The organism is Cryobacterium arcticum (assembly GCF_003185895.1).
GTDB lineage: Bacteria > Actinomycetota > Actinomycetes > Actinomycetales > Microbacteriaceae > Cryobacterium > Cryobacterium arcticum.
The window spans coordinates 318,020-338,776 of the sequence record NZ_QHLY01000012.1 but is presented as its reverse complement, the minus strand read 5'-3'; the positions used below and the strand labels follow the sequence as shown (position 1 = coordinate 338,776).

21 protein-coding genes are annotated in these 20,757 nt (G+C 69.0%); 8 read left to right on the top strand and 13 right to left on the bottom strand.

The window, feature by feature from the left end:
- Positions 1 to 171: 171 nt before the first annotated feature.
- The 5 genes from CTB96_RS11270 to CTB96_RS11250 form a co-directional block, all read right to left on the bottom strand.
- Entirely contained in the window at positions 172 to 1,071 is a 900-nt protein-coding gene (locus CTB96_RS11270; protein WP_181397237.1) for a ferredoxin family protein, read from the bottom strand.
- On the bottom strand, positions 1,068 to 2,309 hold the full coding sequence (locus CTB96_RS11265; RefSeq protein ID WP_110127003.1) for a cupin domain-containing protein: 1,242 nt from the start codon (positions 2,307 to 2,309) through the stop codon (positions 1,068 to 1,070). Before CTB96_RS11265 ends, CTB96_RS11270 begins: the two co-directional genes overlap by 4 nt.
- Complete coding sequence (locus CTB96_RS11260) at positions 2,309 to 2,563, bottom strand: BatC protein (protein ID WP_110127002.1); 255 nt, start codon at positions 2,561 to 2,563, stop codon at positions 2,309 to 2,311. Before CTB96_RS11260 ends, CTB96_RS11265 begins: the two co-directional genes overlap by 1 nt.
- Positions 2,564 to 3,003: 440 nt before the next feature.
- On the bottom strand, positions 3,004 to 4,398 hold the full coding sequence (locus CTB96_RS11255) for an FAD-binding oxidoreductase (protein ID WP_110127001.1): 1,395 nt from the start codon (positions 4,396 to 4,398) through the stop codon (positions 3,004 to 3,006).
- Positions 4,399 to 4,604: 206 nt separating this feature from the next.
- Entirely contained in the window at positions 4,605 to 5,342 is a 738-nt protein-coding gene (locus CTB96_RS11250; protein ID WP_110127000.1) for a DUF72 domain-containing protein, read from the bottom strand.
- A 138-nt stretch (positions 5,343 to 5,480) separates the two neighbouring features.
- Between CTB96_RS11250 and CTB96_RS11245 the strand changes: the two genes are divergently transcribed.
- Positions 5,481 to 6,392, top strand: coding sequence for a hypothetical protein (locus tag CTB96_RS11245; protein WP_146215802.1), 912 nt, complete (start codon positions 5,481 to 5,483; stop codon positions 6,390 to 6,392).
- A gap of 13 nt (positions 6,393 to 6,405) precedes the next feature.
- Here CTB96_RS11245 and CTB96_RS11240 read toward each other — a convergent pair whose 3' ends face one another.
- Positions 6,406 to 7,251 carry an SDR family NAD(P)-dependent oxidoreductase gene (locus CTB96_RS11240; RefSeq protein ID WP_110126998.1) on the bottom strand — a complete coding sequence of 282 codons (846 nt, stop codon included), beginning with the start codon at positions 7,249 to 7,251 and terminating at the stop codon, positions 6,406 to 6,408.
- Between the two features lie 117 nt (positions 7,252 to 7,368).
- Here CTB96_RS11240 and CTB96_RS11235 point away from each other — a divergent pair, with 117 nt between their 5' ends.
- Both CTB96_RS11235 and CTB96_RS11230 read left to right on the top strand, forming a co-directional pair.
- Positions 7,369 to 8,034 (top strand): GntR family transcriptional regulator, encoded by a 666-nt coding sequence (locus CTB96_RS11235; RefSeq protein ID WP_110126997.1) that lies wholly within the window; start codon positions 7,369 to 7,371, stop codon positions 8,032 to 8,034.
- Between the two features lie 63 nt (positions 8,035 to 8,097).
- Positions 8,098 to 9,297, top strand: coding sequence for an MFS transporter (locus tag CTB96_RS11230; protein WP_110126996.1), 1,200 nt, complete (start codon positions 8,098 to 8,100; stop codon positions 9,295 to 9,297).
- A gap of 19 nt (positions 9,298 to 9,316) precedes the next feature.
- Here the strand turns inward: CTB96_RS11230 and CTB96_RS11225 are convergent, their stop codons facing one another.
- The 4 genes from CTB96_RS11225 to CTB96_RS11210 form a co-directional block, all read right to left on the bottom strand.
- Positions 9,317 to 9,739, bottom strand: coding sequence for a phage holin family protein (locus CTB96_RS11225; protein WP_110126995.1), 423 nt, complete (start codon positions 9,737 to 9,739; stop codon positions 9,317 to 9,319).
- A gap of 114 nt (positions 9,740 to 9,853) precedes the next feature.
- Positions 9,854 to 11,734 carry a carbohydrate-binding domain-containing protein gene (locus tag CTB96_RS11220; protein ID WP_110126994.1) on the bottom strand — a complete coding sequence of 627 codons (1,881 nt, stop codon included), beginning with the start codon at positions 11,732 to 11,734 and terminating at the stop codon, positions 9,854 to 9,856.
- Positions 11,735 to 11,804: 70 nt separating this feature from the next.
- The gene (locus tag CTB96_RS11215; protein ID WP_110126993.1) at positions 11,805 to 12,608 is read right to left on the bottom strand and encodes a polyphosphate polymerase domain-containing protein; all 804 of its coding nucleotides are present in this window, start codon (positions 12,606 to 12,608) and stop codon (positions 11,805 to 11,807) included.
- On the bottom strand, positions 12,605 to 13,279 hold the full coding sequence (locus CTB96_RS11210; RefSeq protein WP_427846483.1) for a DUF4956 domain-containing protein: 675 nt from the start codon (positions 13,277 to 13,279) through the stop codon (positions 12,605 to 12,607). The genes CTB96_RS11215 and CTB96_RS11210 overlap by 4 nt, the downstream gene beginning before the upstream one ends.
- 141 nt (positions 13,280 to 13,420) lie before the next feature.
- Between CTB96_RS11210 and CTB96_RS11205 the strand changes: the two genes are divergently transcribed.
- The 3 genes from CTB96_RS11205 to CTB96_RS11195 all read left to right on the top strand — a co-directional run bounded on the left by CTB96_RS11205 (position 13,421) and on the right by CTB96_RS11195 (position 15,845).
- Entirely contained in the window at positions 13,421 to 13,702 is a 282-nt protein-coding gene (locus CTB96_RS11205; protein ID WP_110126992.1) for a hypothetical protein, read from the top strand.
- Between the two features lie 66 nt (positions 13,703 to 13,768).
- Positions 13,769 to 14,317 (top strand): GNAT family N-acetyltransferase, encoded by a 549-nt coding sequence (locus CTB96_RS11200; RefSeq protein WP_110126991.1) that lies wholly within the window; start codon positions 13,769 to 13,771, stop codon positions 14,315 to 14,317.
- A 22-nt stretch (positions 14,318 to 14,339) separates the two neighbouring features.
- Complete coding sequence (locus tag CTB96_RS11195) at positions 14,340 to 15,845, top strand: maltokinase N-terminal cap-like domain-containing protein (RefSeq protein WP_110126990.1); 1,506 nt, start codon at positions 14,340 to 14,342, stop codon at positions 15,843 to 15,845.
- Between the two features lie 7 nt (positions 15,846 to 15,852).
- Here CTB96_RS11195 and CTB96_RS11190 read toward each other — a convergent pair whose 3' ends face one another.
- Positions 15,853 to 17,562, bottom strand: coding sequence for an AMP-binding protein (locus CTB96_RS11190; protein WP_110126989.1), 1,710 nt, complete (start codon positions 17,560 to 17,562; stop codon positions 15,853 to 15,855).
- A 99-nt stretch (positions 17,563 to 17,661) separates the two neighbouring features.
- On the opposite strand from CTB96_RS11190, the gene CTB96_RS11185 reads away from it, so the two are divergent.
- A complete protein-coding gene (locus tag CTB96_RS11185; RefSeq protein ID WP_110126988.1) occupies positions 17,662 to 18,708 on the top strand; it encodes an ATP-dependent DNA ligase in 1,047 nt (348 codons plus the stop codon).
- 19 nt (positions 18,709 to 18,727) lie between these two features.
- Here CTB96_RS11185 and CTB96_RS11180 read toward each other — a convergent pair whose 3' ends face one another.
- On the bottom strand, positions 18,728 to 18,943 hold the full coding sequence (locus CTB96_RS11180) for a PLDc N-terminal domain-containing protein (RefSeq protein ID WP_110126987.1): 216 nt from the start codon (positions 18,941 to 18,943) through the stop codon (positions 18,728 to 18,730).
- A 75-nt stretch (positions 18,944 to 19,018) separates the two neighbouring features.
- A complete protein-coding gene (locus CTB96_RS11175; RefSeq protein WP_110128438.1) occupies positions 19,019 to 19,984 on the bottom strand; it encodes a DNA topoisomerase IB in 966 nt (321 codons plus the stop codon).
- Positions 19,985 to 20,308: 324 nt separating this feature from the next.
- Here CTB96_RS11175 and CTB96_RS11170 point away from each other — a divergent pair, with 324 nt between their 5' ends.
- A complete protein-coding gene (locus tag CTB96_RS11170; protein WP_110126986.1) occupies positions 20,309 to 20,737 on the top strand; it encodes an ASCH domain-containing protein in 429 nt (142 codons plus the stop codon).
- The last annotated feature ends 20 nt before the right edge of the window (positions 20,738 to 20,757 follow it).

Genomic DNA, 20,757 nt, shown 5'->3' with positions numbered 1-20,757 from the left:
CTGACTGAGTGTTGATCCCAACAGCAGGCCACAAGAGCAGACCACGAGGTACCAGCTACTACGTCGGCGCCGGTGGTTCGCCCTCTGTTTTGAACACTACTCTTTTGCATACTCCCGGAACCGGGACCTAAGTCCCTGATTCACCTCCAGTTGGGGGTGCTGTCCGCAGGTCTACCTCACGTCGATGGCGAGCAATTCGAACTCCCGCACCGGGCGTGCGGTGACGGCCGCGCAGGTGCTCAGCAGCGGAGCCGAGAGGGTCTCACCCAGCCGTACGGTGAGGTGCTCGCCGTCGTGGTTGAAGTCCACCTCGTGCACTCCCCCGTCCTCGGTCCAGGCCAGATATTCGAATGCGGTGATCCGGTTGTCGCCGCGGTCCGCGCGCGCGAATGCCGCGGCGGCCTGCACCACATTCGGCAGTGAGCTGCGGCCGCGGAACCAGCGCGGTTCGAGCCGGCCGTTCCGGTACGCGTCCACGATGCCCGGGGCATCCGCGCCCGTCGCCCGCCCGTAGTAGAGGCCGTGCGGAAAGAGGATGAAGGTGGCCGCGAACCTGTCACCGCCCAGGTGCGAGCACTCCCAGGTCGCGCGCGGGTAGGCCTTGGCCAGTGCCGTGACCACGGGACGGCCCTTGACGGCGCAGCACTGGTCGTGCCGGGCGTGCGTGCACACGCAGATCACGGGATCAGTCGACAGCACTCCGGTCGAGCCGTCCAGGGGCACGGTAAGCAGGTCGGCCGGATCGTCGACAGATCCCCAGTGCACCGACTCGTGACCGACCCTGGAGTCGACAGCCGCCCAACGCCACGTCGTCTGGTCGCGGCGCTGGTCCGCCTTCCGGCCGGTGCGGCGGATGGCGAGTGGGCGGATGCCGGCGCCTTCTATTCGGGTGACCAAGGCACGGCCCAAGGCGGGGTCGAGCTGCGATTGCAGAAAGGCGTGCGCTCCCCAGGCCCCGTCGATCTCGACCAGGAACCAGCGTTCGCCGTACCCGGCGGTGCCGGCCAGCGGATCGTCGCGCTCCACCGACCGGTCACTGCACGGCAACCAGCCGGGCGCTGGCGTGGTCACCGAACGACCAGGACGCCCTCGCGCACGAGGCGCCGGGCGACCACGAGCGAGGAGGCGGAGTCGAGTCCGGGCAGGTCGCCGGCCCGGATGGTGTCGCCGACGATCACGGCGTCGAGCGCGGCCGCTGCCTCGGCGGGCAGGGTCACCGTCTTCCCCGGCAGGACCAGGGCCACCTGGCCGTCGGCGGCGTCTCCGATCCGGGCGTCGAGGCCGTGCCGCAGGCTCACCGTGGTGGCTTCGTGCAGGGCCGCGGCGCCTTCCATCGTGGCCAGCGGCGCGATCGGCTCCGGCCGGGTCGAGGTGCGCACCCGGCGGGCCAGCCGTCTGGCCACCTGCCCGGCCTGGTCGGGATCGTCCCGGCTGAATCGGGCCAGGTCGTCGACGGCATCTGCCACGAGGGCGGCCACCACGGCCGGGTCGGTGAAGTCGACGCCCAGGGGCAGGGCGGCGCGCAGGCCTTCGTGCTGGGCGGCCGTGGCCAGGACCTCTTTCAGCACATCGTGCCGGGTGAGGGCGGCGACGCCGATGGTGAGGTGGATGGAGGTGCCGCCGAGCGCCGTGGCCGAATGGATCCAGCCCCGCGGCAGGTAGAGCACATCGCCGGGCCTGAAGGTCTCCTCGATCTCCGGCGTGTTCTCGGCCTGCCGGGCGACGGCGGCGCGGTGCTCGTCCCAGGGCTGGTCGCGGAGCGGGCTGGGGTGCACCGGGGCGTGGATGCGCCAGCGCTTCTCCCCCGCGATCTGGATCACGAAGACATCGTGCACGTCATAGTGCGGGTCGAAGCCACGGGCCGATGCCGGCGTGATGTAGGCGTTGACCTGCGCGGGATGGCCGAGGTCGGCCACGAGTTGGCGGGTGTATTCGGCCAGCGGAGTCCAGGTGCGATGTAGCCCCTGCAGCACCAGGGTCGCCCCGGCGGCGAACTCGTCGAGCACCTTGTCGGCGCTGACCTGGTCAGCGATCTCGGCGCCGAATCCGCCGGGCGCGGTGAACCGGGCGGCGTTCAGCACCGCGCCCTCTGTGGCCATCCGCACGAACGGCGTGCGCAGGGCCCGGCGGGTGACGAGTTCATCGACCGCTCCGGCGGAGAAGAGATCACCGAAGGTGTGGGGCAACTCGCTCGCCCGGGTGAACAGGGGCCGTTCGGCCCAGTATTCGGCCGCAAAGGTATGCGGCGATATGGCGAGTAGGCGCGCGAGCGCGGGTCGCTCGCCCGACCCGCGCTCGTCGCCCCGCATCAGGCGGATCCGTCGGCGCCGCCGTCGTGCCCTTCGCGGTTCGCGCCGCCGTCGGCGACGCCTTCTTCCGCAGCCGAGCCGTCGGCTCCGCCGTCGTGCCCCTTGGGGTTGGCGCCGCCGTCTGCGGTGCCCTCGCCGGCATCGGCCGTACCGTCTGCGCCGCCGTCGTGCCCCTCGGGGTTGGCACCGCCGTCGGCCGTGCCCTCGTTCGGGTCCAGACCGGATGTGGTGATGTCGTCATCGTTGATGCTCACTGCGAACCTCCGTAGCCGTTGTCTGGCGTCGGCTGACGCCCACTGGCGATAGTACGACGCCCGGTTCGCGAATGGGAGTCTAACCACGCAATTCATCGCATCCGCCACACGGGCGAGCTCGTCGACTCGTGCTGAGCCCGTCGAAGGAGACCCGGCGAGCGAATCCGCGGGACGAGCCACTCGCTGGTCGAGCTCGTCGAGACCCAGTGACGGGCGTGGGGGACGTTGAGCAGACCGACTCACGAGATCTCGACAGGCTCGACCAGCGCATGGGAGCTCGCCGAGACCCGGTGAGCGAATCCATGGGACGCGCCACCTCGCTGGTCGAGCTTGTCGAGACCCAGTGACGGACGTGGGGGACGTTGAGCAGACCGACTCACGAGGTCTCGACAAGCTCGACCAGCGGATGGGTCGGGACCGGCGGGACCCGTGAACGGGAGTTAGAGCTTCTTTCCGGGGTTCAGGAGCGAGTGCGGGTCGAACGCCGCCTTGACCCTGCGCTGCAGGTCGCGCAGCACCGGGCCGAGTTCGTCGTCGAGGTGGTCGCGCTTGAGCACGCCGATGCCGTGCTCCCCCGAGGCCGAACCGCCCAGGGCGATGGCCAGGGCGATCACGCGGGCGAAGGCGGCGTGGGCCGCGTCGATCTCGGCCGGCACGTCCGGGTTGTAGCCGATCACCGGGTGCAGATTTCCGTCGCCGATGTGACCGCCGGTGCTGATCGGCACGTCGAGTTCCCGGGAGATCTCCGCCAGGCCGTCGAGCAGGGCACCGAGCTGGGAGCGCGGCACCGTGACGTCTTCGTTGAGCGCGCCGCCGCGGGCGGAGTGCACCGCGGGGTGCAGCAGACGCCGGGCGCTCATTAACCGTTCGAGGGATTCGGCATCGTGGGCGATGGCGACATCGGTGGCGCCGTTCGCGCGCAGCACCTCGGCGTAGGCCTCGGCGTCTTCCCTGGACTGGCCGAGCTGGTCCGACTGCACGAGCAGCAGGGCGCCGGCACCGGCGGGCAGGGTGGAGGCGGGGTCGTAGGCGTTGATGGCGGCGATGCAGGCGCCATCGAGGAATTCGAGCACGCTCGGCCGGCGGGCGCCGGCGATGATGCTGTTGGCGGCGGCGAGGGCATCCGCTGGATGGGTGAAGGTCGCCGAGACGCCGGATGGGCTGGCAGGCTTGGGCAGCAGGCCCACGGTGATCTCGGTGATGATGCCGAGGGTGCCCTCAGAGCCCACCAACAGGGCGGTGAGGTTGTAACCGGCGACGCCCTTGATGGTGCGCTGGCCGGTGTGCACGATCGATCCGTCGGCGAGCACCACGGTCAGCTGCCGCACGAAGTTGCCGGTGACGCCGTACTTCACGCACAGCATGCCGCCGGCGTTGGTGGCCACATTGCCGCCGATGGTCGAGGCACGCCAGGAGCCGGGGTCCGGCGGGTAGAACAGGTCGACGGCCTCTGCGGCGCGGGCCAGGGCGATGGTGCGCACGCCGGCCTGCACGGTGGCGGTCTGGTTGGCGACATCCACCGACAGGATCTTCTTCAGCTTGGTGGTGCTGAGCACAAGCGCGCCCTCGATGGCGTTGCCGCCGCCGGCCAGGCCGGTGCGGGCGCCCTGCGGCACGATCGGGATGCGGTGAGCGGCGGCGATGGTGACCACGGCGGCGACTTCTTCGGTGCTGGCCGGGAAGAGTACAGCCAGCGGCTCGCCGCTCGGGGTGCCCTCTGACTGGTCACGACGGTTACTCTCGGTGCGCGCTCCGGTGACGATCTGCGCGCTGGAGAGCACGGCGGAGAGTTCGTCGATAACACTGGACGCGATGTCGGTCAGGGTGTTGGACATGGATACCTCTGTCGGGAAACGCACCACCTGCGGGTGCCTCATCGACGCGCCGATCTCGTCAGAACGCGTCCGGGGCCACAAGTCTATGCACGGGATTTCATCGTGATCGGGCTTTGTGTAAGGTTGCCCCGCCCGGTTGCCGCGACGGGGGCGGTTTCCATATCTCACCATCCGCCCCGGCGCTAGGGGCCTTGTGAGTGCTTTCGTCACACCCCGAGCTCGCGGCGCAGGGTCCAGGCGTTCCGCACGGCATTGCCGCCGCCATCGTTGTTGAAATAGGCGAACACCTCCAGGCCGTCCGCCTGCCACTGGCGGATGCGGTCGGCCCACCAGCGCAGATCGTCGTCGGAATACGATCCGCCGTAGAGGAATTCCTGGTCGGGCCCGTGCAGCCGCAGGTACACGAACGGGGCCGTTGCCCGCAGCACGCAGGGCAGCCCGGCGCCGCTCATCACGCAGTACGCCGCCCCGTGCCGTTCCAGGATCGCGAAGACCGCGTCGTCGTTCCAACTCTCGTGCCGCAGCTCGACAGCCACCCGCATCCACCACGGCAGCGCACCGAGAAAGTAGTCCAGCCGGGCGTCGTCCCTGGTCTGGCCGGGCGCCAGCGGCACCAGCAGAACAGCCCTGCGATCGCCGAGCTCGTGCCAGCCCTCCTGGATGCGTCCGGACCAGACCTCCGGGTCGTAGAGCTTCTTGGCGTGGGTGAGCCCTCGGGGAGCCTTGACCGACATCTGGAAGCCGGGCGGCAGGCGCTGGTGCCAGCTCGCGAAGGTGGTGGACCGCGGCCAGCGGTAGAAGCTGGCGTTGAGTTCGACGGTGTCGAAATTGCCTACGTAGTAGGCCAGCCGCTTGGCCGGCGGCAGCCCGGCGGGATAGAGCACGTTCTCCCAGTGGTCGTAGCTCCAGCCCGAGGTGCCGATGTGAAGTCCGGGTGCCGTCATGGAGGTACATAGTGGCCTGCAGTGCGGGCGTCCGTCCAGAACCACTCCGGCGATCCGCATCCGCCCGCAAATTGTTGCCCGCCCGAAACACCCGATCGGTAAACTGTGCCTCACACAGGGGACACGAGTACAACGGGGGTGGCGGGAATTTCTGGCGAGAGAAGGCGGCTACGGCCCGAGCGCGCGCGGTGGACGGCGAACCCTCGGGCCCGGCTGATCGCCCTCGCCGGCCTGCTCGTGGTGGCCCTGGCCGTGGTCCTGGTCGTTCGCGCGGTGTCGCTGTCGGCCGCGCAGGCAGCCTACGATCTTGCCGCCGCCGCCTTCCGCAACGACCAGGCCGCCGCGGCCCAGCTGGTCACCGACGGCGAGGTCGCTCTCGACGACGCCATCGCCGTATTCGACGCCAGCGCCGGCAAGGTGCTCACCGATCAGCCGCGCCTCGACCTGGCCACGGCGATCGACGCGGCCACCGACCGGCTCTCCGGCGCAGCCCAGGAACTGACGGCAGCCGAGACCGCCGCGGACGCGTCAACCGTCAGCACCGCCCTGTTCGATCTGGGCGGCCGCGCCAGGACGAGCGCGAGCACACTCTCGGCCTTCGACTTCAGTGCCGCCGCCGGGGTGGACGGTATTGCCGGCGAGCTGGCCGCCCCGGTGGCCGCCGTCACCCAGGCCATGGCGGACTGGCAGGCCGAACAGGATCGCATTCTGCGGGAGCGGTACACCAACAACGTGCACGCCACCGGCTGGACGCCCGAACTCGACGAGTGCATCGGCTCCGTCGACGTGACCGCGCACTACCAGAACGTGCCCACCATCGCCGAGCACTGGTCCTGCGGCGGCAAGAACTTCCCCGACGACGCCGGCACCATGATCACGCTCACCGGCGAACATGCCGGCACCTACCGGGTCGACGGCATCGTGGCGATGCTCAACGCCGACCGGGACAGCACGGCCGACCTGCCGCGTGGCTTCGACCTGCTCTACCAGACCTGCCAGAACGGCTACTCGGGCACGATGTCGTTCACGGCGCTGACCAAGGTCAGCTGACCCGCGCTCCCGGCTAGGAGGCGCTCCCCTGCGGGAGGAGGTCGGACGCCACCATGTCGACGCTGCGCTCCCACAGCGCGGTGGCGAGCCCGGCATCGGAAGCCTGGCTGTTGGCGGATCGCACCCGGCGCTTCTCGTAGTACTCGCCGGACTGCCAGTCGACGCCGGCGGCGGTGCCGGCCAGCCAGACCAGGGTGTCCGCGCCCTTCTCCGGGCTGATCAGCAAGCGCTTGAGCGCGGTCTGATAGACCAGCCGCATCACGCTCGTCGAATCGGTGGAGAAACTGGTGGCTACCACGCCGGGGTGGAAGGCGGCGGTCACGAGGCCCCGCCCGCTGTAGCGCCGGTGCAGCTCTCGGGTGAAGAGGATGTTGGCCAGCTTCGCATCGCCGTAGGCCTTGTTCGGCGAGTACTTGCGGTCGTTCTCGAGGTCGTCGAGGTTGATCCGGCCGAAGCGGTTGGCGGCGCTCGAGGTGTTGATCACCGTCGCATGGCTCGCGACCAGGCGGTCCAGCAGCAGGGTGGTGAGCAGGAACGGCGCCAGGTGGTTCACCTGCAGGGTCTTTTCGTGGCCGTCGACGGTCAGCTGCCGGTCACCCATGATGCCGCCGGCGTTGTTGGCCAGCACGTCGATGCGCGGGTAGCGCCGCAGAAGTTCGGCGGCCAGGGTGCGCACGTCGTCCAGTCGGGTGAAATCCGCAAGGTGGTGATCGACCCCGAGTTCGGCGGCCAGGGCTTCGGTCTTCTGCGGCGAGCGCCCGACCAGAACCACCCGTTCACCGGCCTGGCTCAGTGCCCGTGCGGCGGCAGCGCCGATCCCGTCGCTGGCGCCGGTGATCACAATGGTTCGTTCGCTCATCACACGTTCTTTCACTCGGGTTCACAGGCAGGGCTTGTCGACCCCTGAACTCTACTCGGGCAGACTGTTGTAGCCATTGATGCATTTATCAGCGCCATTTCTCGGTACGATGGGGTCATGCTCCCTCCGAATCAGGCCCGCACCCCGGTGCTCTCGGCGGTCGACCGCGCCTACACCTTCGTGGCCGACGCCATCATCTCCGGCGCCCTGGCCGCGAGCAGCCTGATCACAGAGGGCGACATCGCCCAGACGCTCGGTCTGAGCCGCACTCCGGTGCGGGAAGCATTCCTCGCGCTCGAATCCGCCGGCCTGCTCCGCCTCTTCCCCAAGAAGGGCGCCGTCGTGACGGCCATCGACGACGACGAGACCGCAGAGCTGCTGCAGGTGCGCATCCTGCTCGAGACCAAGGCCGTGCAACTCCTCGGCGAGCGCCCGCAACACATCGACGCAGTGGCCACCGAACTGCGCGAACTCATCCAGGCCCAATCGGATGCTGCCGCAGCGGGCGACCTACTCGCCTACGCCCGCGCCGACCATCGCTTCCACTCCCGCATCGTCGACGAGACCCGCAACCGGGTCATCGACGACATCTACGCCAGGCTCGGCCCCCGGCTGGAGCGTTTGGTCCACCGGGTGGCCGCCCGCGACCCCGCCAGCATCGGTCGGCTCATCGACGAGCACCGACTCCTGGCCGAGCACCTGCACGTGGGCGACACCGCCGCCTACGACCGTGAGCTGCGCTCCCACGTCGAGTCCGGGCACCGCATCGCGCGCGCACTCTGAGCGCCCGCACCGTCTCCGTTCTCCCGCTGCACCTCCTCGCGTCACCCTCCACCGGAAAGCACCATGACCAGCCGTAGCCCCCGCCCACTCCCAGCCTGGCAACTCGCCGCGCCCGCTCTCTTCGTGATGGCCTGGGGCGGCAACCACTTCACTCCCCTGCTGCACATGTACGAGACCCTCGGTCATTACTCCACGGTCACGGCCGACCTGTTCCTCGGCTTTTACGTCGTCGGACTGGTGCCCGGTCTCCTGCTGGCCGGTGCCCTCTCCGACCGTTACGGACGCAAGCCCCTCGTGCTCGTCGGCGTGATCGCCGGCATCGTGGCCAGCATCCTGCTCGGCCTGGGCTTCTCCAGCGAGGTTGTCATCTGCTTCGGCCGGTTCCTGGCCGGCCTGAGTGTCGGCGTGGCCATGTCCGTCGGCACGGCCTGGCTCAAGGAGCTCTCCAGCGCCCCATTCGACCGGGTCGCCCGGCCGACCGCTGGGGCCAGGCGACCGGCGCTGACCCTCACCGTCGGCTTCGGCCTGGGGGCCGGTGTCTCGGGGGTGCTGGCCCAGTGGGGGCCGCTTCCCACCCTGCTGCCCTACCTGGTGCACATCCTGCTCAGCCTGCTCGTGCTGCCCTTCCTGCTGAAGGCACCCGAAACCGTGCCGCGGAGCCGCGTGCACGGGTCGCTCTGGCTCGACCTGCAGGTGCCACTGGCCGGACACCGGCGCTTCCTGCGGGTGGTGCTGCCCACCGCCCCCTGGGTGTTCGGCGCCGCCGGCATCGCCTACGCCATGATGCCCAAGCTGGTGGAGACGCAGCTCGGCGAACTCAACCTCGCCTTCGCCACCCTCCTGACCGTCGTCACCCTCGGTACCGGCGCGCTCGTGCAGCCACAGGTGTCCAGGCTCAACTCCCTCACCCGGGGCAAAGCGCTCCTGGTGGGCATGGGCCTGATGACCGTCGGTGTGCTCAGCGCCCTGGCGACAGCGATCACGGTCTCCCCCGTGCTCGCCCTGGTCACCGGCATCCTGCTCGGAGCCGCCTACGGCATCACCGTGGTGGCTGGGCTCGTAGAGATCCAGCGGATCTCCACTCCGACCGACCTCGCCGGCATCACCGGCGTGTACTACAGCCTCACCTATGTGGGGTTCCTGTTGCCGGTGGCTTTCGCCAGCCTGAGCGACTTCGTCAGTTACCCGCTGATGCTCTCGCTCCTGGCCGCGGCGTGCGCCGCCTGCCTGGCCGCGACCGCCCTCGGACTGCGTCGCAGCTGAGCCGCAGCGCCCGGAGCACCTAGCCCCCTGCCCCTCCTCGCGGCATGGTGCCCCCGCCGGCCCGACCGGGCTTCGAGTCACCCCGCAGGAACACCAACGGGAGCAGCAGGGATGCCACCGTGGTGAGCAGCCACACCACCAGGGCGGCAAGGATCCAGGTCTGCCAACCCCGGATGGTGATACCCCCGGGCAACAGCGAGGCGAGCCAGAGCGCACCGAAGGTGGACACCAGCCCGATGCCGCCGAGGAAGGCCGGGGCACCACGGGCCACGATCTTGGTGAGCACCGGGGTGAGCAGGCTCTGCGCGACGGCGAAGACGACAACCGCCGTGACGAACCCGGTCGGGGTGACGGTGAGCTCCGGCAGCACCAGCGATGCCACCCACAGCCCGAGTGCGGCCGAGAGTAGAAAGACCAGTGCGCGCAGCAACAGGCGGACCATGCCGCGATGGTAGCGCCGCCGCCGCCGTCCGTCAGCACCGCCCCGGCACACGAAACGGCCGGCCCTGAAGGGCCGGCCGTTCTGTTCGGGTCTCTAGCTTGTGTGCTGAGCCGGTTAGCGGGGTCCGCCACCACCGGCGCCGCCCCCACCGCCGCCCATCGTTCCGGTCGCCGCCACCCCGGCGGTGACTGTGCTGGAGTTCGAGGCTGCGGAGTAGTCGCCGTCGGCGTACACCCCGGCGGCCACCTCGGTGGACGCCGTTCCACCGACATAGACGCTGTAACTCTCGCCGTCGACGAGCTCGTCGCTGGAGAACACCACCGACTGGAACTCCTTGGTGGATTCGAAGGCCATCACTACGTCTCCGGCGCTGTCGACCAGCTGCACGGTGGTGCCGGCGTCCTGCACGGAGTCCAGGGCGATGGCCACGAAGCTCTGCGCAGATCCGGCCTCGGGTGACACGGCCATTCCGGCGCTCCCGGCGGCCAGCAGGGTGCCTCCCGTGACGGTGAAGGTGCCGTTCACGTCGAGGGCGCCGTTTCCGCTGTCGGTCGGTCCGTTCACCACCAGGGTTCCGCCCGACATGGTCGCGGAGCCGTTGGAGTCGAATCCGTCGCCGCCGGCGTCGATCACGGTGGTACCGCCGGTGATGGTGATGGTCTCTCCCCCATCCGAGTCCATTCCGCCGCCGCCGCCACCCTGGGTCGTGGTGGTGCTGCTGCCGCTGGAGGCGTTCAGGCCGTCATCGCTGGAGGTGACCGAGACGGTGCCGCCACCGATGCTGATGGCCATGCTCTCCAGGCCTTCATTCGAGGTCGTGACGGTGGTCGAGCCGCCGATGATGTCCAGGGCAGTGTCGGCGTGCACGCCGTCGTCACCGGAAGCGAGGGTGACCTCGCCCGACGCGATCCGCACGGTGCCGTCGGAGTGCAGCGCGTCATCCGCCGCGTCGACGCTGAGGGTGCCGCCGTCGACGACGGTCACCACCCCGCTCTTCACGCCCTTGGCCGACACGTCGTCGGAGACCGTCGCCGTGTTGCCGCCGCCGACGAGCACGGTCACATCGGCACCGGAGAAGACCACGTCGGTGAATGCCTGCATGCCGTCGCCATCCGCGGTCACGTCGACGGTGCCACCGGTCAGCGAGATGTAGCCACGGGTGGCGTCTTCCTCGTTGTCCGACTTCAGACCGTCGCCGCCCGCCGTCACCGTCACGGTGCCGCCGTCGATCACCAGGTAGTCCTTGCCACGGATGCCGTCGTCCGCCGCCGTCACCGTGATGGTGCCGGAGTTGATGATCAGGCCGTCCTTGCCGGTGATGCCGTCTGCGCCGTTGCCGGTCACGTCGAGGGATCCGGTGCCGGTGATGGTGAGGTCCGCCGCACTGTAGAGCGCCGCGTTCGCCTCGTCATCCTCTGCGTAGCTGTCGGTGTCGGCCAGAGTGTTGGTCGACCCGTCGGCGAGCACGATCATGGCTTCGTCGGCTTCGGTCACGACGAGAGCGGACCCGGTGGAGTTGGTGACCTCGACCCCGTTGAGGATCAGTCGCACGGTGCCCTCGCCGGTGGAGGCGACGACGATCTGGCCGTCGTCGAGGGTGCCGCTGAGTTCGTAGGTGCCGGCCGCAGTGATGGTGACAGTGCTGCCGGAGATCGTGACCGCGTCGCTGCCCGCCGCCGAGGAATCGACCGTCGCGCTGTCACCGTCGAGGGTGACCGGCACCACGTCGGCGTCCTCCCATTCGTAGTCGGCGTCGTCGTCGTGGGTCTCCTGGTTGGCGGCGAGGACCTCTGCGGCGGTTGTGGACTCGTCGATGGCGACGACGGCGGTGCTGTCGCTGGACGTCGAGGTCGATGTTCCGGTGGAGCCGGTCGACGCGACGGCGGTGCAGCCGGTCAGCAGGGCGGCGGTCACCAGGAACGGCAACACCCGGTAGGTGCAGGCCTTCACGCCGAAGCGGCGGCTGCCGGCGGCTCTGGGGGATGAATTCTTCATGGGGTACTCACAATCGGGGTCGGTCAGGGTCAAGAAACGAGAGGGGGCGAGCGCACGACAGGCGTGGGCGTCAGTGGAAGTACCGGCGCAGCACGGGAGCCCATTTGTTGGAGGGCAACTCGCCGTGCAGGGCGGCCATGCCGGTGGCGTACTTCGAGATGGTGGCGGGGCGGTGGCCGTGTGCCCAGAGAATTCGGTCGACGGCGGATGCCCGTGCCCCGGACTTGGTCTCGACGATCGCCACCCGGGGCAGGTCCAGCCGTTCTTCCGGGGTGTCCCCCGGCGACAGGGTCGACCAGGACAAGCCCGTGTCGATCGTGGCCCGGCTGCAGGACTGCGGCAGGAACATGGTCGTGCGCAGGTAGCGGGTCATCAGCGTCGGAGCCAGCTCCTGCCCTTCCGCTCCGGTGATGTCGGCCGCGTCGAGCACGTAATCGGCGTACTGGCGGCCCTCGGGAGTGAGCGTTGCCCGGTCGTCGACCGCGTAGGGCAGGCGGTCCTTGACCGTCACGCCGCGGCCTCCCCTGGTCTTCACCTCGAGGTAGCTCTCGGCCGAATCGACGTAGGTGCGGGTGCGGATCTTGAACCGGCGCCGGCGGGGATGCGCGGCCATCAGGAAGCTGGTGAGCTCCGGGGTGTCGAAGTACACCGATTCGTAGGCGCTGGAGCGCACCCCGTCGATGTCGAGCACCCGCACTCCTGGATCGAGGTCGCCCAGCACCGCCTCGAGCTCGGTGCGCGGCAACACGTATTTGCGGTCGATCCGGGTGAGCAGGCTGGCCCGTTCGGTGAGTTCGGCCAGGCCGATGGGCGCGAGGCCGGCGAGGGCGACATCGAGCGACGGGTCGAGCACCGCGGCGCCTGCCGGGCTCATCGGCCCGTCTCCTGCAGAACGGCGGTTCCGCCGGCGGCGGTGGCGCCGGTGCGCGCCACCAGGGGTTCGGCGCGACTGGAGCGCGGTGCTCCCACCTGGTAGCGCACGTCGACGAGGGTGGTGTCGTTGACCAGGTCGAGAGTGCGCACGTGCACACCGTGCACCCGGGCGCCGAGGAGCCCCTCGAGGTGGGCGATGAGTGCGGATTCGTCCGCGAACGCGGCGTCCAGCACCACGGTCTGCTGCCGGTAGCGGCGGAACAGCCGGGGGTTGTCGCCGAAGTACACCACGGCCACGATGAGGGCCATCAGCACCACGGTGAGCACGGTGGGTTCGGCGCTCAGGCCGGCCAGGAGCCCCATCGCGAGGGCGGCGAAGTAGTACGCCACCTCGTGCTGCTCGATCTCGCTCGAGCGCAACCGGATGATCGACAGCACCCCGAACAGGCCGAGGCCGAGGCCGACGCCGACGGTGCTCGAGGCCAGAACCTGGGCCACGGCGAGCACGCCGACGTTCACGATGAGGTACGCGACGACGAGGTCACGACGACGGTGACGCGGAAAATACAGCCCGAACGTGAGCAGACTGATGAAGAGCAGATCGATCAGGATGATCGCGGCCTGCAGCATGGTGTCCTCCAAATGAACAATCGGTAACGCAACGATGTCCATCTAGCCGGACGTTCCTATGAGGCGGCTATGGCGATGTTATGAGCCGCACACGAGTCCGCTCCGGTGGCAGTTCGGCCTCGCACTGTCGGAGGGTCTGAGGTAAACTTCGAACATATGTTCTATCGTTCGAGGGAATCTCCCATGAGTCTGATCAATGAATCCATCACCGTGTGGATGTCGCCCGCCGGGGCGCCCGTGCGCCTGGTCTGGCGCTCCCGCCGGTTCCGGGTGACCGACACCCCCACTCCGCTGACCAAGGCGTTGTCCCTGCCCGACGAGCTGCTGCAGTTCCTCACCCACCCGCCCAAACCCGTTGCCGCATGGCGCTGCCAGGGCACGGCCGATGACGGCACGTCGCTCGTCTTCGATATCCAGCACGATGACGGCCGGGGCAGCTGGCAACTCCTGCGCGCCTACGACTAGCCGCGCAGGTACAGCGCCGCGTCGGCAGCACGGCAGCGGGCTTCGCGCGGCCGATAGTGTCGAGGCATGACACCAGAGCTTGCCGACCGGCCGATGTCCCTGCGCCGGGTGCGCGACACCGATACGCACCAACTGCTGGCTCTCAATTCCGCCGCGGTACCGGCCGTGAACGACCTCGATGTCGCCGAACTCACCGCGATCCTCGGCAGCAGCCACAACGCCCTGGCTGTCGTGGCCGACACCGAGCCCGAGACCGTGCTCGGCTTCGCGATCCTGTTCGCCGCCGGTGCCGACTACGCCAGCGAGAACTACACCTGGTTCTCCGCCCGGGCGGCGCAGTTCCTCTACGTGGACCGCATCGTCGTGGCCGCCGGCCAGCGCGGGCAGGGCCTCGGCGCCCTGATCTACTCGGGGATCTTCGATGCGGCCAGGGCGCTCGGCACCGAGACCGTGTTCTGCGAGGTGAACCTGCGACCGGCCAACCCGGAATCGCTGGCCTTCCACAAGCGTTTGGGCTTCACCGAGGTCGGCCGGCAATCGACCAAGAACGACACCGTGGTGGTGTCGTTGCTGAGTGCATCCGTGTCGGATACCCGTTCGGCGCCCCCGGAATAGCAGGTCGAGCTACGCTGAGCGCATGAAGCATGCCAGCGCGGGCACCGGTATCGACCTCCCCGCCGAACTCGACGACTGGGCAGGTCACCAACGGTGGTTCGCCGGCAAGGCGCACAGCCCGGTACTGCGCAGCATCGGCCAGTGGTCGTTGCCCACGGATGCGGCCGACGTGCGCATCGCCAGCCACCTCGTCATCGACACGGCCAGCAGGTTTTCCACCCTCTACCAGGTGCCGCTCACCGCGCGGCGGTACCCGCTGGAGTCCGCCACCGGCGGCTTGATCGGGCAGAGCACCGACCTGGACGGCACTCTGTGGTTCGTCTACGACGCCACTCACGACCCCGCGTACGCGTCTGCTCTGCTGACGTTCATGGTCACCGGCGGCGCCGTGCGGGGCGAGGCCCGGCCGGAGAGGCACGTGGCCACCGAGGACGCACCATCTGGAGTACTCGCAAGCGGCGACGTGGTGCACGCGCTCACCCTCGATGGCGCTCCGACCGACCCCGGCGCTCTGGCGGGCATGTCGGTCACCGCCAGCCGGGTGATCAGCGGTGAGCAGTCGAACACCTCGATCATCATCGACCTCACCGACCGCTTCGGCCGGCCGGCCCGGCCCGTGATCGTCAAGATCTTCAGGGTGGTGGCCAATGGTCAAAATCCCGACGTCTCCGTGCAGTCCGCGCTCGCGCGGGCCGGTTCGCGGTTTGTGCCGGAACCGATCGGCGCGGTCTCTGGCGAGTGGTCTGACCCGCTCTCGTCCGAACGGCACAGCGGACACCTGGCCTTCGCCCAGGAGTTCCTGCCCGGTGTCGAGGATGCCTGGCGGGTCGCGCTTCAGGCCGCCGCGGCCGGTCATGACTTCGAGGCCCAGGCCCACGCGCTCGGCGTCGCGACCGCCGCCGTGCACCGCGACCTGGCCCTGGCCTTCCCCACCGTGGATGCCACCGCCGACGTGGTCAACCAGCTCTGCTTCAGCATGCGCGAACGCTACCGGCTGGCGGCCAGGGAAGTGCCGGAACTGGCGGCGCACCGCGATGCGATCCTCGCCGTGTTCAATCGTGCCCAAGCGGCGACCTGGCCGAGGCTGCAGCGCATCCACGGCGACTATCACCTCGGTCAGGTGCTGGACGCACCGGGGCGCGGCTGGGTACTGATCGACTTCGAGGGCGAACCGCTCCGGCCGCTGGCCGAGCGCACGCTTCCCGACATTCCACTGCGGGATGTGGCCGGCATGCTGCGCTCGTTCTCCTACGTCGGCGCGACCATCCTGATGCGCGATCCGGCGGTCGTGGAGGGCCGCGCCGTCGACTGGACGATGGCTGCGCGGGCCGCATTCCTGTCTGGATACCTCGGCTCGGGCGGCACCCTGGCCGGCCAGGAGCCGCTACTGGCCGCGTTCGAGCTCGACAAGGCCGTCTACGAGAGCGTCTACGAGACCCGCAACCGGCCGACCTGGGTGCAGATTCCGCTGCGCGCTGTGCGGAGACTGCTCGACCAGGCGGCCAGCCAGCACAGCACCACGCGCTGACTGGCGGCTAGGAGCGCTTCTTCAGCTCGGGGAACTGATCGTCGCGCCATTCGTCGGCCAGGCGCTCGTTGGCCGCGGCGGCCTCGTTCTCCCTGGCACGCAGCTCGACCCGGCGGATCTTGCCCGAGTTGGTCTTGGGCAGCTCGAAGAACTCGACCCGGCGCACCCGCATGTACGGCGGCAAGCCGTTGCGGGCGTGCCGCAGCACCGCGAGGGCGGTCTCGGCGTTGGGTTCCCACCCGGCCGCCAGGGCCACATAGGCCTTGGCGATGTTGAGCCGGGTGTCATCCGGTGCGGGCACGACGGCGGCCTCCATCACTGCGGGGTGCTCGATCAGCACGCTCTCCACCTCGAACGGGGAGACCTTGTAGTCGGAGGACTTGAAGATGTCGTCGGTGCGACCGATGAAGGTGAGGTAGCCGTTGTCGTCGCGGTTGGCGACGTCGCCGGTGTGGAAGTAGCCGTCACGCAGCACCTCGGCGCTCCGCCGGGTGTCACCGTGGTACCCGCTCATCAGGTTCACCGCGATCGAGGTGAGGTCCAGGCAGATCTCGCCCTCCTCGGCCAGGGCGCCGGTGATCGGATCGACCAACACCACGGCCACGCCGGGCAGCGGCAGGCCCATCGAGCCGGCCTTGAGTACCGAGCCGGGAACGTTGCCCACGATCGCGGTGGTCTCGGTCTGGCCGTAACCGTCGCGGATGGTCAAACCCCAGGCGCGCTGGATCTGGCTGATCACCTCGGGGTTGAGCGGCTCTCCGGCCGAGAGGATCTCGCGCAGGCTCGCCGGCTTGGCGCCGACATCCGCCTGGATCAGCATGCGCCAGACGGTGGGCGGCGCACAGAAAGTGGTGACGCCCGCCCGGTGCAGCTGGTCGGCGAGGGCGGCGGGGTCGAACTTCGAGTAGTTGTAGATGAAGACCGTTGCCTCGGCGATCCACGGTGAGAAGAAGCAGCTCCAGGCGTGCTTTCCCCAGCCGGGCGAGCTGATGGCCAGGTGCACGTCGCCGGGGCGGAGGCCCAGCCAGTACATCGTGCTGAGGTGTCCCACCGGGTAGGAGACCTGGCTGTGCACGACCATCTTGGGCTTGCTCGTGGTGCCGGAGGTGAAATAGATCAGGGACGGGTCGGTGGAGGCCACGGCGACGCCGACCTTGGTCGGCTCGGCGGAGGTGGAGTCGGCATAGCTGGTCCAGCCCTCGGCGGGCGTTCCGACGCAGATACGGGAGAAGGCGCCGTCGACGCCGTCGAACTTGGCCGTGTCGACGTCGTTGGCGATCACGTGCTGCACGCCGGCGCGCAGCACCCGGTCGGCTAGGTCGTGTGTGCCGAGCACCGTCGAGGTGGGCAGGATGACCGCGCCCACCTTCATGATCGCGAGCATGGTCTCCCACAACTCGACCTGGTTGCCGAGCATGAGCATGACGTGGTCGCCCTTGGCCACGCCGTGCTGCACGAGCCAGGTGGCGACCTGGTCGGAGCGGGTGGCCATCTCGTCGAAGCTGACCTTGAGCTCACGGCCGTCCTCCTCGACGATCCACAGCGCGGTCTTGTCGTTACCGGTGGCGATCACGTCGAACCAGTCGACGGCCCAGTTGAACGAGGCGCCCACATCGGGCCAGACGAAAGCGGCGGATGCGCCGGCGTGATCGCTGCGCAGCGCGAGGAGCTGGTCGCGGGCGCTGCGGAAGTTGGTCGTACTCGTGCCGGGATTCATGCAGTCCATCATCCTCACATTTAGATGCCTCCAACGGCATAAAGAGCCGTTTTGCCGCGCGCACTGTCGGATCCGGCGCAACAGGGTCAAAATCGGGACATGTCTGTCGCAGCCCCGGTCTCCCCCATGCTCGCTCGAGCCGTCGACGCCGTGCCCGAGCCGGATAGCGTGGAGGGCGGCCTCAGCTACGAACCCAAGTGGGACGGGTTCCGCAGTATCGTCTCCTTCGACGGCACCACCAGCGCCATCGGCAGCCGCGGCTCCAAGATGCTCACCCGGTACTTCCCTGAGCTCACCTTCGCGTTCGAGAGTCAACTGCCCGAACCGTGCGTGCTCGACGGCGAGATCGTTCTGCGCGCGGGCGAACCGGGCAACGAACGTCTCTCCTGGGAGCAGCTGTCGCAGCGCATCCACCCCGCCGCCACCCGCATCCGCCGACTGGCCGACGAGACTCCGGCCACCTTCGTGGCGTTCGACCTGCTCTCCCGCGATGGTGTGAGCCTGCTCGACACGCCGTTCGCCGAGCGCCGGGCCGCCCTCGAAGACCTGGTCGGCCGGCTGGGCGACCCGATCCACCTCACCCGCACTACCCGGGACGTGGCCCTGGCCCGCCGCTGGCTGGTCGAGTTCGAGGGCGCCGGCCTCGACGGCGTCGTCGCCAAGCCGCTCGCCGCGCCGTATGCGCCGGGCAAGCGGGCGATGTTCAAAGTGAAGCACCACCGGTCCGCGGATGTTGTGCTGCTCGGTTACCGTCGGCATGTGAGCGGCCACGGTGTGGGCTCGTTGCTGCTCGGCCTCTACGACGACGACGGCGAGCTGCGGAACGTGGGCGGCGCATCCGCGTTCAGCGACGCCCGCAGGCAGGAACTGGTGCAGGAGCTGGAACCCCTGGTGATGCGGGACGATGCCGGTGACGTTGTGACCGGAGAGACCGAGCAGAGCAGGTTCTCAGCCGGCAAGGACACATCGTTCGTGCGGCTCGAGCCCACTCGGGTACTCGAGGTGCGGTACGACCACATGGAGGGCGCCAGGTTCCGGCACACCGTGCAGTTCGACCGCTGGCGGCCGGACCGCGAAGCCCGCTCCTGTACCTTCGACCAGCTCGAGACGCCGATCGCCTACGACCTCGGTGACGTGCTCGACTAACGCGTACCCCGGCAGCTGGTCAGTTCTTGCGACCGGCGAGGAAGTACGCGATCGGTCCGGCGAAGTTGATCGAGATGACCGCCGCCCAGACCCCCTTGGGACCGTTCACCTTCTTAGCCGGCCGGTGGGCCAGGTCGCTCCACGCGAGTCCGGCGAGCACGAGTTGCACGATTCCCCCCGCCACCGTGCCGAACTTCTGCCCACCGTTCATGTCGCTCCACTTTCGCGATGCCATCTCATGCTCCCGTCGTCGTCGCGCAGCTGCCTCGACTGGCGGCACGCGTCAGACGCATCATGCCACCGAACCGGGTCAAAGCAGCAACAGCCGGCGCAACTCTGACTCGGCGGAGGCAGCGCGAGCCGGATCGATCGTCTCACCGGCGGTGAAGGCGTCGACCACCCGCGGGTCGACGTAGCTCGTGCGTGCGATGGTGGGCGTGTTGCCGAGCACTTCTGCCGCGGCCTGCATGGCCGCCGTGAGCGCCCGGGCCCTGGCCCGCTTGGACTCCTCCGGCCCGTTCTTCGCCAGGCTGATCGCCGCCGCGATGGTGCCGCGCAGGGTGCGGAAGTCCTTGGCCGTGAAGTCCCCTCCCGTGTGCAGCTTGATGAACTCGTTCACGTCGGCGGCCGACACCGTGCGCGGTTCGCCGTCGTCGTCCCAGGCGAGGAACGGCGCATCCGGGGAGTCATCCGGCGCGTCCCGCACGAAGGCGGCCACGTCGGGATCGATCAGGCTGCTCTGCCAGGACTGCCCGCTCTTGGCGGGAAAGGCGAAGTGCACTGTGTCGCCCTCGACGCTCACATGCGAGCGCTGCAGGGTGGTGAGGCCGTGACTGCCGTTCTCCTCCGCGTACCGGTCGCTGCCGATGCGCAGGGCACCGGAATCGAGGATCCTGAAGGCGGCAGCCAGGGCGCGCTCCCGGGTGGCTCCCGATTGGCGCAGGCACCGGGTCACGTAGCCGCGGGCCCTGGGTAGCGACTCGGCCAGTTCGAGGGCGCGGGCGAACTTCACCCGGTCCTGCTTCAGGCGCCAGTCCGGGTGGTACAGGTACTGGCGCCGGCCGGCGGCATCCACCCCGGTCGCCTGGATGTGGCCGTTGGCATACGGCGCGATCCACACCTCCTTCCAGGCCGGCGGGATTGCCAGGGCGGCGAACCTGGCGCGTAGTTCGGGGTCGGCGATGACCAGCCCGGCGGCATCGAGGTAGCTGAAACCGCGGCCGGAGCGCCGGCGGGCGTACCCGGCGCCCGAGGTATTGCTGCGGCGCAGCCGCACGGCGCGAGGGCGAGGTGCGGAGGTGCTGACCGGCTTCTGGGGCACGGCCTTCGTGGGCACGGCCTTCGTGAGCACGGCCTCCGTGGCCACAGCTATCTTCACCACCACGGTCTTGGTGGTTCGTGTTCGAGTCATCGTCGCCATAACGTCCTCCGGAGACTGTGGGTTTTTCAGCGTAAGCGTGCGCAGCATTCCGGGCAAGCGCCCCGTGGCTCCCGCAGCCGGAAACACCGGCTCGGCAGTGGCGTGGCGCGCTGCGTGCGCTCTCTATACTTTTCTCACGACCCGCGCGAGCACTCGCGGGCGACGCGAGAGAAAGTCACCATGCTTGCCGATATCGACACCCTTCCCCCGCTCGTGTTCGGTGAACCCGGCGAATTCCGCGAGCTGATGGTTGCGCTGGTGATGAGCGGCGACAAGACCGGCTCGTCCAACCTGCGCGTGGCCTACGAGCTGACGGCTGACCCGCTTCCCGAGGTGGGCACCGAATACGCCCTCGTCGATTCCGCGAACACCCGGGTCGCCGTCGTCGAGGTGCTCGAGGTGCACGAGCACACCGTTGCGGAAGCCACCCTGGAACTGGCACAGCGCGAGTCTCCCTCGCTTGAGAACTGGCATGCCATGCACCACGACTACTGGCAGACGCTCGTTCCGGCCATCCGCAAACACCTCGAGGACCCCGACTGGGTACTGACGGATGCCGAACCGGTGATCAGCAAGGTCTTCCGCGTCGTGCACGCACCCGTCATCTAGAACGGCTCGGCCGCATCCGC